General features: G+C 44.0%; 15 protein-coding genes. 7 read left to right on the top strand and 8 right to left on the bottom strand.

Annotation, left to right across the window (positions count from 1 at the left end; all coding sequences use genetic code 11):
* Positions 1–443: 443 nt before the first annotated feature.
* Positions 444–941: a YkgJ family cysteine cluster protein gene (locus HQK80_03970; GenBank protein MBF0221382.1), complete on the bottom strand. Its 498-nt coding sequence runs from the start codon at positions 939–941 to the stop codon at positions 444–446.
* A 268-nt stretch (positions 942–1,209) separates the two neighbouring features.
* On the opposite strand from HQK80_03970, the gene truA reads away from it, so the two are divergent.
* Complete coding sequence (gene truA / locus HQK80_03975; GenBank protein MBF0221383.1) at positions 1,210–2,007, top strand: tRNA pseudouridine(38-40) synthase TruA; 798 nt, start codon at positions 1,210–1,212, stop codon at positions 2,005–2,007.
* On the opposite strand, the gene HQK80_03980 is transcribed toward truA, so the two are convergent.
* From HQK80_03980 to HQK80_03990, 3 genes are all read right to left on the bottom strand, one after another.
* Positions 1,984–3,549, bottom strand: a complete 1,566-nt coding sequence (locus tag HQK80_03980) for a radical SAM protein (GenBank protein MBF0221384.1) — start codon at positions 3,547–3,549, stop codon at positions 1,984–1,986. The genes truA and HQK80_03980 overlap by 24 nt on opposite strands.
* Before the next feature lie 182 nt (positions 3,550–3,731).
* The gene (locus tag HQK80_03985; protein MBF0221385.1) at positions 3,732–4,259 is read right to left on the bottom strand and encodes a hypothetical protein; all 528 of its coding nucleotides are present in this window, start codon (positions 4,257–4,259) and stop codon (positions 3,732–3,734) included.
* 56 nt (positions 4,260–4,315) lie between these two features.
* Positions 4,316–4,831, bottom strand: coding sequence for a metal-dependent transcriptional regulator (locus HQK80_03990; GenBank protein ID MBF0221386.1), 516 nt, complete (start codon positions 4,829–4,831; stop codon positions 4,316–4,318).
* A 203-nt stretch (positions 4,832–5,034) separates the two neighbouring features.
* On the opposite strand from HQK80_03990, the gene HQK80_03995 reads away from it, so the two are divergent.
* From HQK80_03995 to HQK80_04010, 4 genes are all read left to right on the top strand, one after another.
* Positions 5,035–7,047 (top strand): ferrous iron transporter B, encoded by a 2,013-nt coding sequence (locus HQK80_03995; protein MBF0221387.1) that lies wholly within the window; start codon positions 5,035–5,037, stop codon positions 7,045–7,047.
* Positions 7,048–7,118: 71 nt separating this feature from the next.
* Positions 7,119–7,769 (top strand): metal-dependent transcriptional regulator, encoded by a 651-nt coding sequence (locus HQK80_04000; GenBank protein ID MBF0221388.1) that lies wholly within the window; start codon positions 7,119–7,121, stop codon positions 7,767–7,769.
* 561 nt (positions 7,770–8,330) lie between these two features.
* Entirely contained in the window at positions 8,331–12,467 is a 4,137-nt protein-coding gene (locus HQK80_04005) for a response regulator (protein MBF0221389.1), read from the top strand.
* A 75-nt stretch (positions 12,468–12,542) separates the two neighbouring features.
* Positions 12,543–12,899 carry a response regulator gene (locus HQK80_04010; protein MBF0221390.1) on the top strand — a complete coding sequence of 119 codons (357 nt, stop codon included), beginning with the start codon at positions 12,543–12,545 and terminating at the stop codon, positions 12,897–12,899.
* Between the two features lie 20 nt (positions 12,900–12,919).
* Here HQK80_04010 and HQK80_04015 read toward each other — a convergent pair whose 3' ends face one another.
* The 3 genes from HQK80_04015 to HQK80_04025 all read right to left on the bottom strand — a co-directional run bounded on the left by HQK80_04015 (position 12,920) and on the right by HQK80_04025 (position 15,508).
* A complete protein-coding gene (locus HQK80_04015) occupies positions 12,920–13,660 on the bottom strand; it encodes a hypothetical protein (GenBank protein MBF0221391.1) in 741 nt (246 codons plus the stop codon).
* Positions 13,661–13,721: 61 nt separating this feature from the next.
* Positions 13,722–14,390, bottom strand: a complete 669-nt coding sequence (locus tag HQK80_04020; GenBank protein ID MBF0221392.1) for a cytochrome b/b6 domain-containing protein — start codon at positions 14,388–14,390, stop codon at positions 13,722–13,724.
* Complete coding sequence (locus HQK80_04025) at positions 14,387–15,508, bottom strand: hypothetical protein (GenBank protein MBF0221393.1); 1,122 nt, start codon at positions 15,506–15,508, stop codon at positions 14,387–14,389. The genes HQK80_04020 and HQK80_04025 overlap by 4 nt, the downstream gene beginning before the upstream one ends.
* A 342-nt stretch (positions 15,509–15,850) precedes the next feature.
* Between HQK80_04025 and HQK80_04030 the strand changes: the two genes are divergently transcribed.
* Together HQK80_04030 and HQK80_04035 are read left to right on the top strand one after the other, a co-directional pair.
* A complete protein-coding gene (locus HQK80_04030; protein ID MBF0221394.1) occupies positions 15,851–17,227 on the top strand; it encodes a sigma 54-interacting transcriptional regulator in 1,377 nt (458 codons plus the stop codon).
* Positions 17,228–17,613: 386 nt separating this feature from the next.
* A complete protein-coding gene (locus tag HQK80_04035; GenBank protein ID MBF0221395.1) occupies positions 17,614–17,922 on the top strand; it encodes a NifB/NifX family molybdenum-iron cluster-binding protein in 309 nt (102 codons plus the stop codon).
* A gap of 34 nt (positions 17,923–17,956) precedes the next feature.
* Here the strand turns inward: HQK80_04035 and recO are convergent, their stop codons facing one another.
* Positions 17,957–18,694, bottom strand: coding sequence for a DNA repair protein RecO (gene recO, locus HQK80_04040; GenBank protein MBF0221396.1), 738 nt, complete (start codon positions 18,692–18,694; stop codon positions 17,957–17,959).
* Positions 18,695–18,789: the final 95 nt, after the last annotated feature.

Raw genomic sequence — 18,789 nt, forward strand, 5'->3', positions numbered from 1 at the left:
ATCACCCTTAGAAGGTCGATTTTGATATCAAAAATGAACCGTTAAGGAAAATGCCGAGAACTTAACATCCCTTACAGCACCCATTTCACGCCTGAAAATGACCGTTTAAGGCCAGAAAACATGCATTGTTGGGGCATTTATAATGATATTACAGGAAATTAGCTCGGTCCGACCCCGAAAATGACGCCCGAAAATGAACGCCCGAAAATGAAGACCGAAAATGAAGATGCACATCCGTCAAGGGAACTGGACATCCATATCCGCAAAAGGCTCTCCTCACCCTCTAGGAGGTTGTCCGAGAATGCCCTTTTTCCCCAACTCATTGTTGTTTTGAAAAAATAATGCTCGTAATATCAACTATATGACTGTGCTTATTTCTTCAAAATGCCTCGATTTGAGAAGAAATTGCTATTCTCGGACAGCCTCCTAGGAGCAATTAAATATCAGGCGGCCTTGGGGCGCTGCCACAGTTCGGTGCGCAGTTCGTCATAGAGCTGTCGCCGCCAGACTTCGGCAATGGCCGGATCCATTTCAAGATTCGTCAGTAGAGTTTCCTCAGTTGGCAGATAATCCACCGGACATTCCGGGGAGAGTCCCGTGAGCCGTTCCTCGGTGTACTCCATGGGATGCAGGCGACAGACCAGCGGCCTGATATCCTCAGGGAGCCGACAGCCCGACTCTGTCAGAAACCAGCAGGCTCCAGAGGCAGGCTGTGCATGTTTAACCACTCGCCGGGCGCCATCCAGTTGCAGGGTATAGATGTTCCAGTTCGGATCATCATCCTGATCCAGGTAAGCAGCGACAAGTGGAACGCGCTGCTCAAAAAAATCAACGGCTGCTGTATGGTCGGTTATCCGCCGCAGATCTCCGGCACTCAAAAGGATGTCACGGAATTCACAGCATGTTGTGCCCTTCCCGGCACAGGTGACGCAGAGACGCATGGTTTTCCTCGTTAAAGAAGTTGTCCGAACTGTAGGTGTATTTCTGTTCCCCAAGCAGTTGGAAGTGAATCATGTGAAAAGGGCACTGCCTTTTCCATTGTAATTTCTGGTGAACATAGCTCGCGGATTTTCCCGTGTCAATCGGATCAAAGAGGAGCGGCACCCACCTTACCTTCAAGCGTATTGTATTGAAAAAAGGGGCAAAAAAATGTATAGCAACCTTTCTTAATTTTTTTCAATCCATCATAAAGCGGACCTACCCCCCCCCATGAAGAACAGCCTACCACGAAAACGCTTCAAACTTACCATGGAATACGATGGCACCCGGTTCAGCGGCTGGCAGAAACAGAATGACGCCCGCACCATCCAAGGATCACTGTTGGAGGTGGGTGCCGCTCTCTTTAATGATCCGGAAATCGACATCCAGGGCAACGGCAGGACAGACGCCGGGGTGCATGCCTTGCAGTATGTCGCGCACATGGAAACCACTACCTCCCTGCCGCCCGCTGCTATCCTCACGGAAATGAACGAACTGCTGCCGACCAATATCGTCCTGCTCGGGGTTGAACCATGCCACCCGCAATTCCATGCCCGGCACCATTGCATTGGCCGGAGCTATCTCTATCAGATTGCCAAACGAAAGACCGCCTTCCAGCGGAGATATGTTTGGTGGGTACGCGACCAGCTCGACACACTGGCCATGGCCGAGACATTGCAACTTTTTGTCGGTATGCACGACTTTGTATCTTTTGCCGAAAAGCAGGAACTCAAGAAGTCCACCAAGGTCATGATCAATGCAGCCCTTCTAAAAGAAACGGAAGACCTGATCACCATTCGCATCGTGGGTTCGCACTTTCTCTGGAAGATGATCCGCCGGTTGGCCGGGATTCTGGTGGAGGTGGGGCGCCATCACCTGACACCTGCGGAGGTCGGTGCCTTTTTCGAACAGCCATCCGACATCCCGTCCCGATTCACGGCATCGCCGTCGGGCCTGTTCTTCGAACGGGCCTTCTATGTGGAAGCGGAATTTGAGGCTTTCTTGTCAAAAATAAGCCAGCAGTCCTGATCCGGGCTCTTCGTAGTCACTGATATCCTGCCAGGCCGCCGCGCCTTCTGAAGTAGCGTGGCCTTCTCGGAGTGCATGAAGCGCTTCGTTGTCCAAGTGGATTTCGCCGGTTGCCGCCCGACGCTCCACCACGACTTTTCGTTTTTTACCCAATGCCACTTCCCTGTACGAATTTTGATAGGAAATTGATGACTTGATCGCCGCCGTATGATAGGTGACCTTGAAGGAGAACTGTTCCTGATTTACAAGGGGCAACAGGCTTTCGTGAATGGTCAGCCGTGTTTTTTGGCCGTTGAGCGACCAAAGTGACGGCGAATGGCCGGAGGCGGTAAACGATGCCGCCAGATCCTCAAGGCGGCCGGGGTCGCCGAATACCATCAGGTTGCGTAGATGGCCGGTGCCGGTCACTGACTCATATGCCTTGCCGAGCAAGGTGGTGGCCCGTCGCCTTGATCCCAAGGTCTGATAACGATGCCGATAGATGAAGGAGCAGTAGTTGACGCCGGTGGCAAACCCCTTGTCCAAGGCAAAGCCGAGCATCTCCAGTGCGGCTTGTTCGGATTCGAGTACTGTCACCTTGGGCCCGTGCAGAAAAGTGTAGGGTCGTGGTGCGAGATTATGTCGGTTGAAAGGAGTCAGCCGAAGTTGGTGGAGGTTAAGGTGGTTGACACCGAGGTCGTTCATCTCCAGCATGGCCTGCTGCAGGATCTGCCGGTCTTCCGGCACTGCCGGAATCTCGATGGTCACAGTGGTAATTTCCCCCACCGCCAAGGCAACCTTAGCGAGGCTGTATCGGTCAGCGCTAATGTCGAAACGGATCTCGTCAAGTCCCGCATCCTTGAGGCGCATGAGTATATCCTCGGTGAGCAGCATGCCATTGGTGTACATCCAGGCATGAACAGAGTTACCGAAACGCTTCTTTACCGCGCCGAGATAGCTCAATGTCCGATCCAGAGTCATCAACGGCTCGCCGCCACTGAAGCCAACACCCCGAATCCCAAAGACAGCGAGATACTCCACAAAATCACGGACCACCGGAAACTGCAGGGTGTTGGTCGTTGGCTCACCCTTTCTGGTCTGATCGGCAGGGCAGTAAAAGCAGCGGCCGTTGCAGATGCCGTTGATGAACAGGCACGACCAAAGACCCTCGGTGCAAAGGCGGCAGCCCGGCGACAGGTCCCGGGTAAAAAGTTTGGCGCCGCCGCAGCAGGAACCCACCGAACCGGCAAGTCTGGTCAGCAATTCACGACGCCTCTCCTCAGCAGCCAAAACCTGCTCCGGTCGAATCCAATGCAAGGTGTCGTAATCAAGGTCGAACTCCTTCCGATTGGCCTGAAGCATACTTTCCAGGTCCTGCGCCGCTTTGCTGGCTGGCAACATAGGGTATCTCTTTAAAATTGGTTGGTTGTGGGGGAATGGATAGTGATGGATGATACGTAATTTCTTATTCAGCGTTGGACCAGGAGAAAAAAAATCCATTTTCTCATCTTCGCCGCTCAAAAAAACGCGACCAAAACGTCCAAATTGCTGATTATCAGCCAAGGATCCTCAGCTCATTACAACTCAATCAGGATGCCATGCAATTCGAAAATTTGGACAGCCGCCCATTATAGATGAGAATCCAATTGGCATCCCATACTGTTTTTCCGAAAATGTGTCAATCTTTTGTTAAATTCCTCGCCGGCAGTGCAAGATAGGCAGAGTGTAAGAAATTGGGATAGGGGTTAATATAATTTTTTCTGGGTCTGCATAAGATAGGTAAGGATGAGTTGCTCAACCAGCCATTGTTGCTGCAGCAATTGGGCGGAGGCTGCCAGGTATGAAGCTAAGATGGCGGCATTGGTGTGAACCTTGATGGCCTGGCAGTTATAATTCAGACAGAATATCGGCTTAAACCTCAAAATGCAGCCTTTGGGGCCAAGAAGATAACATTCATAATCATCATCTTTCTGGACAGATACCAGGTGGCCGGTTAAAAGATTAATCAGCAAAAGAACGGCATCGTTTTCATCTGCCATATATAAACTGCAACAACCACCGCCAGCTTTGAGTGCGCAACTTGAGCAAAGGTGACCAACGTTGAGGGAGAGCATCTGTTCCTGAAGTGTTGTAGCCTGCCGTTCAAGGGTGATGAGGCCTTGGTGAATATGAGGAATGGCGCAGAGTGCTACCCCGGAATCATGGAAAAGCTGATGGGCAGTGAACAGTTTAGTGTGAAAATCACTGTGATAGAGTTCATGTATCAGGGGCATGGTGTGGGAATATCTCTGTAATACTGACTTGAATGCATCGTTATGAACTGGGTATGTTATTTGGGGGCCGCTTCCAAATGGTTTTTGCTGCATGTTTCAATACATTTTGTGCATTTCTGCCAATCACGCCCGCCTTTTGCGCATTCAACAGTGAAGGACTGGATCCAGCCTTCGCCTGCTTTCGGGCAGTTATAAATAAAATCAATAAAGCTAACTAGACGTTCTGTTGCCTCTTCGGTAATCGCATGTTCCATGCGGCAGGCGGTTTCGTTAGCGGTTTTTTTATCAATTTGGAGAACATTGATCAGAAAATTTTCAAGCACACTATGGTTTCTGGTGATTTGTCTGGCAATCTTTTCACCTTTACTGGTCAAGGTAACAAAGCTGTAGGGCTCGTAATTAATCAAACCCTTCTTTTCCAGAGATTTAAGAGCTCCCGTTACCGACGCACTTTGTACCCCGATTTTATCAGCAATGTCTTTTGCTCTTGCCACCTTATTTGATTTTTCAAGTTCCAGTATAACTTCAAGATAATCCTCAAGATTTTCTGAGAGAGGCAACTCCTTGGGCATTGTAACCGTCCTTATAATTAAGTGGATGATTAAACTTTTGGACTGTAAGGTAGCACCATAAACAAAATAAGTCAAACCAAGCTAGTTTGTGGTGGACAAATAAGTTTGCATATTGTATTAAAAGTTAGTTGCGGCTAACATTTTAACCCTGCCGATAATTCGTAATATAGCCAAATCTATTACTCTAATGACCATATTCACCAATGAAAAATTGTGATACTTGCCACTCCTGTAACTGTGATCCACTTGATTTGAGCCCGATTGAAAGCGGTTCTGTGCAGAAAAACTATGTCATTGTTGGCAATATGAATGTTGGTAAGTCAACCCTCTTTGCTAGAATCAGAGGAGTTAAAGCTGCCAGTGTTAATATTCCCGGAATTACTGTTGCGGTAAAAAGTGGTCGGATCAAATCAACTGGTGCCAGGGTTTTTGACACACCAGGTATTCACTCAATTTTTTCCGCCAATGAAGATGAGAGGGCATCACGCGATATTCTTTTGTCTCCCAAACTCCAGGATGCCGGAAAAGCTATCATTCTGGTAGCTGATGCCAAGAATTTAAAACGTTCCATAGCTATTGCCCTGCAATACGCAGAATACGGTCTGCCAATGCTCTTTGTTGTCAATATGATTGATGAGGCAGCATCGCGTGGTATTGAAATTGACTATCAGAAACTTTCAGAAGAGCTTGGCATGGAGATATGTACGACTATCGCCAGGGAAGGTATAGGTGTTACTGAACTGATTTCTGGCCTGGGAAAAATTCGTCCAGTGCAAGCAGTCATGCGATATTCAGATAAAATAGAAAAGTTTCTTGAACTGGTTCATAAGTTGTTGTCGCCAGATCTGCTTTCATCGAGGGCGCTAGGGCTTTTGATCCTTACAGGTGATCGGGGCAGTGAACAATACATTAAAGATACGTTTGGGGAGGGAACGCTAGCGCAGGTGCGACAGTTGGCTAAGCACTACAGGCAGGAAGGTTCAGCTGACATTGAAATTGTGCTTGGCAATCAATACCATAAAGAAGCTGCCAGGATTACGGCTATCGTTCAGGATGTCGAGCCCAAGACCAAAAATCCATTCATCTTAAAATTTGGCGATTGGTGTACAAAAACTTCAACTGGGGTGCCAATTGCCCTGGCAGTAATCGCCGCAATGTATTTTTTCGTGGGTTCATTTGGTGCAACCTTTTTAGTTGATTCAATAAATGGCATCGTCTTTGAGGGGCTGATTATCCCCTGGACAACAAAAATTGTTCAGTATCTGCCTAACGAATTTTTGCGAGATATGATTATTGACCCCGATTTTGGCGTTTTACCAACGGGTGTCTTTCTGGCGTTGGGGTTAGTTTTACCGGTAATTTTTTGTTTTTACATCGCCTTTGGAATATTGGAAGATTCTGGCTATCTGCCGCGTATCTCAATTTTGCTTGATCGGGTTTTTCAGCTGATAGGTCTTAACGGAAAAGGAGTTATTCCTTTGGTTATGGGCTTTTCGTGCGTAACGATGGCCTTGTTGACAACCAGGGTGCTTAACACCGATAAAGAAAAAAATATTTCCTGCTTTTTGTTGTTCCTGTGTATGCCTTGCGCCCCTCTGATAGCTGTCATGTTGATTATTCTAGATAAAATGCCTGCTTCGGCGGCTTTTACGGTTTTTGGCCTGATCTTGTTGCAAATTTTAATTGCCGGGTTTCTGGCCAATAAATTTTTGCGTGGCAGACGGACTCCATTATTGCTTGAAATTCCACCAATGAGAATTCCTAAATTGCAGGCGGTGGTCAAGATGTCAGCTATTAAGTCGCTTTTCTTTATGAAGGAGGCTGTCCCGGTTTTTATTTATGCCTCGGTGGCGGTTTTTATTTTTCAAAGAATTGGTGGTCTTGAGATGCTTGAGAATACATTTGGTCCCATAATTGGTAGGGTGATGGGGCTTCCTGAGCAGAGTATTCAGGTATTCATCAAAACAATGATACGGCGTGAGTCTGGAGCAGTGGAACTTCAACACTTAAGCAGCACCTACACAAACTTACAGCTCGTTGTTAATCTACTGGTTATGACATTTATCGCTCCATGTATAAATGCCATTATTGTATTATTTAAAGAGCGCGGCGGGCGTGCAGCGTCAACTATTATGGTTGCAGTTGTTGCTTATGCCATTGTTCTTGGCAGTATTGTAAATCACTTTTGCCTTGTTGTGGGCATTACATTTACTTGATGTCTTAATAAGCTTTCAGCAGATTGCGAAAGGCTTCTAATAAGCGAACTGAACATACGGGAACTGTTATTATGGATGAGAAATTTGAAGAAATTCTCGAAGCGATCTGGGCTGCTGGTGAAAACAATAATTTTTCAGTTGAAGCGATCAACAAGAGATGTGCGGTTGATTTCAGTGATGAGGATTTGATCGAATTAGTAAAAGAAGGGATGATTGTCAAAGATGATGACAAGGTCTTTTTCTCCAGTAAGGGAAAAGAGGTTGCTCAAAGCATTATGCGCAGGCATCGTTTGGCTGAAGTTCTTGTGACCAGTATTTTAAAAGTGAAGAGTTCTGAAATGGAGAAGATTGCCTGTCAGGTAGAGCACTGTCTGCAACCGGAAGTAGAAGAATCAATCTGTATTCTGTTGGGGCATCCTGAAGTTTGTCCAGATGGAAAACCAATCCCAAAGGGGAGGTGCTGTGACCGTGGTGTGAAGGTGGTTAATAATACGGTTGTCAGTTTAAATACACTTGCACCAGGTGAGAAGGGCAAGATTACCTACATAAAGCCTGGCAGTCACTCCAATCTGCATCAGCTTATCTCCTTTGGTCTAAACCCTGGTGTTGTGGTTACTGTTCACAGAAAAAGCCCCGCATTCTGCATTAAATTTGAGAACACTGAACTTGCCATTGATGAGGAGATCGTTAAAAATATTTTTGTGTGGCGATTAGTTGGTTGAGCTAAGGTTGAAAGGCAGGGCTCACCAGTGATTTCTCACATCAATTCTGGTTTTTCTTTAGGAAACTAATTATTTTCTTCATCTGATCATGGTAGCATTGAGGGCAATAACCATGCGAAAAAGTAGTGTTTTCCGGAAGTGGTTGCTCTAACCATTTTGATTTCTCTTTTGTTTTGTTGCAAACACAGCAGATCGTCAACATTTCTGACTCCTGATTTTAGTATTATCCTAAGTGGTAACTCATCTAGATGCGGGCATAACAATACAAGCTGCGTGCCAAATCTGATTTTATTGTAAGATTAATTGTTTTGAGGGAGAATCGTGCATTTTTGCGGGTTGAGAAGAGATCACCAGGATTACAAATGTGTATAATTCTTACTCAAAATGACGACATCTGTCTCTTTTTTATACAAAGTTGAGTTGTGAAACGGGTTACAAATATATTTGACAAATTATAACACAATGTAGGATGATGGATATTCGTTTGAAAAAGTTCTGTAGAATTTCTAAGCCATTGTCGGAAAATGAACTGCATTGTTATGATTGCCCGCCTGAAAATTTATGAAATTTTTTTCGATCAAAGATAAGCTGACATTAACCGTTGGCGCCTGCCTTGTATTTTCACTTGGTCTAGTAATCACCTATTCGATTATTACAATTCGCCAGCAAGCCATAAAAGTTGCCGAGAAATCGGCAGCTAATTCTTCGCAGTCGTTTGCAGATAAAATTCAAATGAATATTGCCCATTTTCATGAAACTGCGTCAGCAATGGCCGATTCATTTGCCGGGGCGAATCACTATGAATCAAACTTTAAGCTTACCCGTGAAACTGCTATCGACATGTTGGCAAATATTCTCGTTGAACATGAAAATCTTTCAGCGGTCTATACCGTTTGGGAGCCGGATGCCTTTGATAATTTTGATTTTGCTAATAGAGGTCAACAGGGCAGTGATGCAACAGGGAGATTCAGTCCTTATTGGCAAAGAAATTCCGACGGTTCACTCGAACTTACAACGGCCAAAATTCACCTGACAGAGACAAATCAGGTAGGGCATAAATATTTTCATCCTAAAAATACACTGGAGCATCTGATAATCCCTTCAAGATCACAAGAAGGTAAGCGGTTAACAGATTTTTCATTAGCTGTTCCAATTGTGTTTAAAGGTCAATTCCTGGGTGTCGTTGGTGTTGTAATAGATCCTGTTTTTCTGCAGACCTTGCCTGTTAATTCAAAAAACTTTGAACAGGGTACAACGGTTTCGATTGTTTCTGAAACTGGTTTGATACTTGCTGATTCCGAAAACCCGCAACATATTGGTCTTAATATCGGAAGGGTAGGAGCAGACGATTTGGACCGCGATCTTCGGTTGCTTAAAGGAGAGGTACAGACAGGCGTGTTTGAGGATGAACATTTTGAACTGTTTCAGCCTGTTGCATTAAAGAACACGACAGAACGTTTATCGGTTATTGCTCGTTTCCCAATTAACTCTGTAACAGCTGGCGCCAGGAAACTGCTTGGTAATATGTTGATTCTTGCGGGAATAATGCTGTTGTCTGCCCTTATCGTTATCCGGTTAATTTCACGCAAGTTCACCCAGCCGATTGAGGCGCTTATAGTTGCAACCCAAAAAATGAGTACCGGCCAACTGCGTGACCCATTGCGCATTAACTCAATGGATGAGCTTGGCGAACTTACTAATAATTTCAATGTCATGTTCCTCAGACGGCAGGAGGCAGAAAAGGAAAGTGAGCAGAGGCAAAACAGCCTCGAAGCCATTTTTGGGTCGGCTCCCGTTGGTATGGTCTTTTTTGATGAGAACTACTTGGTGCTCCGTGTAAACAGTGCTGCGGAGGCACTTTTCAATAATACACACGCTGCTATGATCACTAAGCGTCCGGGTAATGCTTTTTGTTGTGTTAATGCCAAAACACTACCTTGTGGCAGTACTGATTCATGCAAGGGCTGTCAGTTAATCGATGCCTTGAAATATGTTTTGATGACAGGTAGTTCTGTTCGGAAGATGGAGATCCAGGTAACCCATGAAAATGATGATGGGAAGACGACTACACCATGGCTGGAAATTAATGTGGAGACTGTCAGTCTTGAAGGTAAGAAGAATATTGTTCTTGTTTTGTCCGACATTACTGATCGTAAAAAGACGGAGTTGAAACTTGCTGAATACTCTGCGGGTCTTAAAGAAAAGGTAAAGGAACGGACAAATGAGTTGGAAGTTATCAATGAACGGCTATACAAGGAGGTGCAGATCCGTGCTGAGACAGAGTTACATCTCAAAGAGACAGCCGATAAACTGAGCATTGATAAGGTGAAGCTGGAGTGGGCAAATAATGAGGTCCGTGAGCTCATGAAGAGCTCCTACACTGACAGCAATGTGCGTTTCAAAAATCAGAGTCTTATGAAATGTTGGGAGGAGAAGGGCTGTGAAAAATGTGATTGTCCGTCGTATATGTCTGATGACCTTCGCTGCTGGCTGCAAGTAGGCACTTTTTGTGATGGCGGTTTTGCAACAGATGTCAGTAAGAAAATACGCAATTGTGAGAAATGTAAAGTCTATCTCAATGCTACCGACGATCCGATCTCATCAATAGGTGAATATTTCAATACAATGATGTCAATTCTGTCTTCCAGGGCAAAAGAGTTGGATAAGGCACGAATAACTGCGCAAAAAGCCGCACTAGCCAAGAGTGAATTTCTGGCCAACATGAGTCACGAGATTAGAACGCCCATGAACGGAGTTGTTGGCATGGTTGAATTGTTGAAAGATACGGCCTTGGATAAGGAGCAACGTGATTACCTGGAAACAATCGAAAACAGCTCGGAGGCGCTGCTTACCATTATTAACGATATCTTGGACTTCTCAAAAATTGATGCAGGAAAACTTGAACTTGAAAAAATAGATTTTGATTTACGTGAAGTGATGGATTCAATCAGTGATATTCTGGCGTTTCAGGCTCATGAGAAAAATCTTGAATTTGTCTGTCAGGTTTTACCGAAAGTACCCTCCAAGCTTGTAGGTGATCCGGGACGTCTTCGACAGATTATTATTAACCTTGTTGGTAATGCTATAAAATTTACTAATGCTGGTGAGGTTGTTGTTTCGGTGACTGTTGAAGAAGAAATTGATGATGTTGTTGGTTTACGCTTTACTGTTTCTGATACTGGGATTGGTCTCCCTGAAGGAAAAGTTTCTGAGCTTTTTAATCCGTTTACCCAAGCGGATGGGGCTGTAACCCGAAAGTTTGGAGGAACGGGCCTTGGTCTGACCATATGCAGGCGTTTAACAGAGTTGATGTCTGGAGTAATTGATGCCGGAAACAGAGAAGAGGGTGGTGCTGATTTTTGGTTCACGGCCTATTTTAATCGTCAGCTGACTTCTGAAGAAAAACTACCTTGTCTGGAAAGTGTTGATCCGCAGCAGGTAAATATTCTTGTAGTTGATGGGAATACTACGAATCGACTTTGGGTTTCAACTCTTCTGGATTCATGGCAGTTTAAATCAGATGTGGCGGGAAATCTTGATGAGGCGGTGGAAAAATTAATTGCTGCCAGAGAGAGCGACTTACCATTTAAGATAGTCATTACCAGCATGAAGTTTGATACAGCCTTTGAAAAATTTCTTGATAGAGCAATGGAGGGAGAGGCGCTGGCAAGAAAAGTCGTTGAAATGGGTATGACGGATCTGCATCTTATCCTGATGTCAAATATTGGTTTGCGTGGAGATGCCGCTAGACTTGAACGGCTTGGTTTTTCAGCGTTTCTGACTAAACCAGTAAAACAATCGACTCTGTTTGATTGCATTATGACTGCTCTTGAGAGTGACCATGCTAAGCGATTTGACAGAATTGAACGAAAGACTCTCAGCACACCAGAAAATTCACCACTGTATTGCTATGCAAAGATTCTGATAGCAGAGGATAATACGACAAATATTAAAGTAGCCCGTGGTTTACTACAGAAATTCGGCGTGGAGGCGGATGTCGTAAATAATGGACTGGAAGCGGTAGAGGCGCTTAGGGGAACAGAGTATGATCTAATTTTTATGGATTGTCAGATGCCGGTTATGGATGGCTATGCTGCGACGGCAGAAATACGAAAATTGTTAGGGGAGAAGAGTGTGACGCCTATTGTTGCAATGACAGCAAATGCACTGGTTGGCGATCGAGAGAAATGCCTGGATGCGGGTATGGATGATTATATCAGCAAACCATTAAGCGTATCTGCAATATCTTACATTATGTCTAAATGGCTCAGTTGTTCAAAACCTATGACCGAAGGTGAGACTGGCAATCTTAGTGATACGGATGAAGCTGTATCTGGTGAACCTGTTGCAGCTAAGACTCAAATTGTACTGGATAAAGATGATCTGGTTGGTAGATTAGGGGGAGACGAAGAGTTGGCACATGAGGTACTTCGATCTTTTCTTGAAGAGATGCCTGGAAAAATTGATGAGCTTTCCGTGATAATCGAACAGCAGGATTTTACAAAAATTAAAAGTTTGGGCCATCTTATAAAGGGTATGGGGCGAAATATCAGCGCGCTTGATTTTCAGGAGATTGCCTTCGGGATTGAAAAGGCAGGAGAGGGAAATGAGGCTGAGAAGGCTGTTGCTTTATTTCCTGAACTTAAAGTTCGGTTCGATCTAGTAGTTGCAGAGATTAAGAGACACATCGGGGTATAGCTGTAAACCAACTTATTGCCGGAGTTTTTTTTGAGTGTATTGAGGGAATTTTAGAAATTATACTAGGGGGAAGGGATGAAAATTTTGATTGCTGACGATGATAAGACGATTCACATTTCATTTACCAAGCCGTTGGTGAATAAGGGTCACGAGGTGCTTAATGCCTATGATGGTGAGGAAGCCTACGAAAAGGCCAAAGCAGAGATGCCTGATTTGATACTTCTTGATGTCACTATGCCGGGAATGGATGGCAGGGATGTCTGTAAAAAACTTAAACAGTCCGTTGATACTAAAAAAATTACAATCGTCATGCTGACCGCCAAGGACCAGCAGTTTGATCGACAGGTTGGTTTTGAAGTGGGAGCTGATGACTATATAGTTAAGCCATGCTCAGTTGCTTTTATTGAGCGTGTTCTTAACAAAATGAAGTGATAACTGTGTATCGCTTACTTTTAGAGGCCGCAGAGCATGAAACCAAGAATCGGTTGGCATTTTTCCAGGCAGGCAGGATAAAAGTTTTTGTGTGATTTGCTTTTTGATCGGTTCGTTCTCCCCCAGAAGAATTCAGCAACGCCCAGTGGAGTAAGGTTGTTGCTTGCTGCATATCCTAAGAGTTTTGGCGCGCAGCAATCACCAACTCCGGTTGGTATTCCTCTGCCTTTTCCTCGAAAAACATCGGTCAGGGCCGCTGTCTCACCTCTGAAGTTAGGCAGGAGGTAAAGGGTGTGAATTTTACGCATGAGGTTTTGAGACAAAAGGCGACGGTCTTGCCTTAGTTGATTCCGCTTTGATGAGTCGTGTTCAAAAGCTTCAATTTCACGCCCAAGGCTCTTAATGTTTTTTTCAACATTTCGACAGAGAGCATCCATCTTTTGGATATTAAACAGAGGCGGAACCCAGCCGTTAACCTGCCAGATACCATCGTATTGACCTGAAAAAGCCTTTATTGTGCCGACGGTTCCATCTGGATGTCGGCAGGTCATAACTCCAAACATTTGCCCTCTGGCCGAACCGAAAAGGTAGTCTGTTGAGAGTTTGGGGTCAGAAGTTGAACTAGCAAAATCTATGTGTTTTGATTCCTCTAAGGTAGACATAAGCTGATCACAATAGGCAAGTGCTGCGCCTGGATATATGTGGTGGGTGGTGTTGCAGGTTTGGCAGTACCCAGATGAACTTGCTTTATCTGATTCCACATAAGAAAAGTGCTCTACAACAGGTGTAAAGCACTTCGGGTAAATAGTCTTTTCTTGCAGATCAGGAGTATTCTGATACTGGTTGTTTGGTGGTGCTTGGTGATGCTTCGTCAAGTTCTTCGTATCCTGTAAACATGGCCTTTATATGCGCAAGGGGCGTATGGCCTAAGGTTGCTAGATAAATATGGCCAAATATAAACGATGTAAAGAAAAAGAAAAGAAGTACATGGACTGTATTGACTATCATAGTTCCACCCAGCATATTTATGATGTTTTCAAACTGTTGGACTTTCCATAAAAATAGACCTGACAACATTTGAGCTGGAATTAATACGAACATAATCGTTGCATAGGTCTTTTGTTGAAGAACGTTGAACTTATTTTTTTCTGTCATCTGATGCGGGTTAGGGTCACCAACAAAGATACCATAAACATAGTAACGGATCTGTAATTTTGCTCTGGCTATCCAGCGTTTTGGATTGGGGATATATGCGCGTATTTGACCAGAAAACAGACCGTACAGCAGCCAAAGGAAGTAGTTGTGAATCACCATGAAACCCACATAGTTATGCAGATGAATTGCTTCTTCCAGCGAGACGATTTGCAGGTTTTCAGCAAATCGAATCTGAATTCCTGTCAGGATTAAAAATACAAACCCCACAGCATTAACCCAATGCCAGACCCTGATTGGTGCGTGATGCACATAGACTGACTTATGCGAAGAACTCATGGCTTGGCCTCCTTTTTATTATTACGTGCAGCTTCTTTGTCATTTCTTTTTCTGCGTAGGGGCACGGTAAGCATTCTGCCAATTTGATGACCGGATATACCGAAGACGGCACCAATAATCATCAACACTCCGATGATATCAAGCTCGCGTATTCGAGTTCCTCCTGGCATGTAAAAGTTGCTTAATGTGTAAGTCTCCAATACGTCTCTATCAAGGACATAATGATCTACTGTTCCGTTATCGTGTGGAAAAAACAGTGTTACCGCTTCAAAAAATGGTGATGCCGGTAAGTGGCAGTCTTCGCAGTTACGTTGAGCGGCAGCTTTGCTGACCTGATGAATTAAAGGCTGATGTTCTGAAAGGAGTTCCCCGTGAAATGTAGCATGGATACCTTTTCTTTTAAGAATAAAAACCATGTTTTCAAACTCTTTGCGGCTGAGACTGCCACTTCCATCGGAGTCGAGTAAATCCATAAAAGAGTCCTGATCAGTATCAAGGGCAGTTAAAATGGTGTCAGGACTGGTGAACGACTTTGTGACGAGGTCGTAGAGTCTCAGATGAATATGGCGTGGCGCATCTGGAGAGTGACAGACTGTACATTCAACATAGGTGAAATGAGACTCCTTTTGGGGAAGCCAGTTGTGGAACTTAAACGGATCGTGGCATTTAAGGCATGATCCGTTTTCTCTTTCAAGCACGGGTTTATTGGCCAGGCTTTTGGTGAAATGATAGCTATGACAAGCGGTACAATGAATGCTCATCCCTTTTTTGTTGGCCTGGGCATGAACGCTGCGCTCATAATTTTCTCCTTCTTCTTCATGGCAATTTGAACAGACGACCTGTGCCATTTCGATGGGATGAGGTGGGTCATTATCCATGTCGAGTTTTGTTATGTCAGAATGGCAATCAACACAACCAATTCCGTTGATATTGTGTATTGAGTATTGAAACTCGCGATAATCAAAACTGATTTGATCATTACTGCCGTGCGAATTAGTTCTTACAATTGATTCATCGCCGTGACATTCCATACATTCATTATTATCAATGGCAAATGAGATAAAAGGAGAAAAGTAGATCAGTGCGAAAATGAGAACAGGTATATGTTTATTTTTCATTAGATCCCCCTTTTTGAAGATTGATTAGTGCATTTAATTGAGAAACTCGGCTGCAATGCGAGTAAGGTGTTCATCAGGTGTTAGCCATCTTTAAACGCATCTTCATTCGCTTGTAAAAGCAAGGCTTATGCCAATAAGAAAATCTTCAATTAATAGTTGGGGTTAGACGATATCTGTCTGCGGCAAATTGCCACATGCAGACTTGTAGAACATCATGTAGGGTGAGTGTACCAAAGGAATAATTGCTTGCTTTTCTACGGGTTTTTATCGATAGTGTAATTATAGTGTAAAAATTTATGACCGATGAGCTCGTAAACTAGGCACATTGGAGATTTTGCTATGATGAAGTTTGATCGAAATGAGTTTTCTTTTGACGGGGTGGGGCTGTGGATTCTTGACTCTATTGCCGATGGGGTATTTACCGTAGACCAAAACCTCAACATCACGTCATTCAACAAAGCCGCTGAGGATATCACCGGTGTCCCATGTGCTGACGCTATTGGCCAGAAATGCTTTGATGTCTTTCGGGCCAATATCTGTCAGTCAACTTGTGCCCTGAAACAGTCTATTAAGACCGGGGAAAACATAGTTAATCTCGATATTAATATTCTGAATGCCAAGGGCTGTAAAGTTCCAATTACCGTGAGTACTTCGGTACTGCGCAATAAAGCTGATCAAATAATTGGTGGTGTTTCAACGTTTCGGGATATTTCGACAATCGATACCTTGAGAAAGGAGATCAGCAAGCAGTATGTCTTTGAAGATATTGTTAGTAAAAACAATAAGATACATAGTATATTGTCGACCTTGCCTGATATCGCCGAAAGCGAATCTACTGTCTTAATCGAAGGGCCAAGCGGCTCGGGCAAGGAACTTTTTGCTAAGGCAATTCATAAATTAAGTGAAAGAAAGGGAAAGTTTGTTGCTTTAAATTGTGCAGCGCTTCCCGATACACTGCTTGAATCTGAGCTTTTTGGTTATAAGAAAGGCGCATTTACAGGTGCTAAAAAGGATAAAGCTGGAAGGTTCGCTCTGGCCGAAAAAGGTACATTGTTTCTTGATGAGATTGGTGACGTTTCACCAGCCCTTCAGCTCCGACTGTTACGAGTTCTACAGGAAAAAGAGTATGAGCCTCTGGGCGGAACTGTAACCGTTAAGAGTGATGTTCGTATTGTTGCCGCAACTAATAAACACTTACGTGAACTGGTTGATTGTGGACATTTTCGAGATGATCTGTACTTTCGTCTCAATGTGATTAAAATTCCCTTGCCACCGCTATATGAGCACAAGGAAGACATTCCCCTGCTGGTTGACCATTTTATTGTCAAGTTTAACGGTTTGAAGGCCAAGAAGATCAAGAGTTGCTCGCCAACGGTGATGAACTACCTGATGAAGTATGATTATCCCGGAAATATAAGGGAGTTGGAAAACATTATTGAGTATTGTTTTGTGCTTTGTCATGGGAAAGTCATCGAGGAGCACCATCTCCCAATCGAATTTATCGAATGCTCTCTGCAAAAAAGCCTTGATGATAAGCCCGTTCAGCAGAAGGTAAATTTCTCCAACGCAGAAGTTGGTGTGATTATGGATGCTTTAGAAAAATTTAATGGCTGTCGACGAGTGACAGCTGAATATTTAGGTATTGAAAAAACAACGCTTTGGCGTAAAATGAAAAAGTACGGAATATATTTCCCCGCCGATAAAATCAGTACCAACTAATGAGCTGCCGGCTTTTAACTCCTCCTCTCTGTTATTTTCTTCTTTGTCTTTTCGCTCCGAAACCATTCAATACGTAATCTCCTGCTTGACAAGGGTATGTTCAATCCCTGCTATCTTGCACAAATGCAATAATGCGGATTGCAAGATTGCAAGGATGCAATGCTTTTAATTTTAAATGAAGCATTGCTCTTTGATTGTTTCTGTAAAAAATGAGACAGGTTTATCTCTAAATCAGATGTAGTTTTTGTGAAACCCACATAAAGAGTAGGCGGCCAGCCTATGCTCTTACAAAAATGTGCGCATGTTAAAAATCTGGTACGTATATTGATAGTTTCTCATCTGTGCTGTGATTTTTTTAATATATATTGAAAAAAATGAGGATGTGAATGAAGACTGCCATTGCTCTTTTTGGAAATAGAGTTTCACCTCGATTTGATTGCACAGGAGATTTCCTGATCGTTACAGTGGGCGATCAGAATGTATCCGAAGAGACTATTCTTACACTCAAGGATGATCTGCCATCAGCAAAGGCTCGTTGTCTGTCAGATATTAACGTTGATACTCTAATTTGTGGAGGCGTTGATGTCGGTTCGGAGCAGGCGCTGGGTTATTATGGAATCAAGATTGTGCCTAACATCAAAGGCGAAGTTCAGAATGTATTAAATCTATTTTTAAAAGGAGAACTTGGTCGTTAAAAGAGTGGGTTAAAAGCAAAGTTTTCCTGTGCCGTTAAATGATAAAGCCCCAGGACTGAAGCTCCCGATCAAGCAGGTATCGATCATATCGTTTGAAGAAATGCAGTGCTTCTTCCTTAGATTTTGAAGTAAAGTGAAGACGGTTGAGCTTGCTTGCTGGCAAAAGAAAGGCCTTTTGCAGCAGTTTTAGTGTGCTGATTGTCAGTGGGATAATGGGGGTAGTTTCTGTTGAGCATCGCCTGCAGAGTATACCTCCAAGTGAAGGGCGGAAGCTGAAAGGGCCAATTTGTGGAGTTAATTGGCCGCAGGCGCAACAGGAGTTGATGTTGGGTTGGTAGCCCAGTTGGTTGTAAAATTTAACCAGAAAAAGCAGTAGGTGGTTGTTGCTAGAGCTGTTGCCGTTTAATTGCGAAAAAATCCAGATAATGTAGCGAAATAGAATTTCATCGCCATCGTTTTCGTGGGTCCAGTTGCGGATAAGTTCGCATATGAGTGTTGCCTGTACGTAGGCAGGGTAGTTGTGGCGAAGGGTGAGATAACAGTTGATCAGGTCAGCTTCGCTAAGTAATGGAATTGAGTATTGATCATGGTAGGAGATAGAGACGAGGCTGAAGAGTTCAAGTTTATTAACAAATCGCTTTATGCTTCGTTTAGCACCTTTAGCAATGGCCTTAAATTTGCCGTTCTGTGGGCTGTAAAACGTTATAAGCTTGTCCGATTCGCCTTGATCAGCGACATGGATCACGATAGCAGTTGTTTGCTGGATTGGCATAGTCTGAACCCTGTATGCACAACTTTCATGACTGCCTACATGAGTTGCCAAGTGAAGGATGGCGCCATAGGGCTATACCCGAATGCCTATCATGA

This window comes from Desulfobulbaceae bacterium (assembly GCA_015231515.1).
In the GTDB taxonomy this organism is placed as follows: Bacteria; Desulfobacterota; Desulfobulbia; order Desulfobulbales; family VMSU01; genus JADGBM01.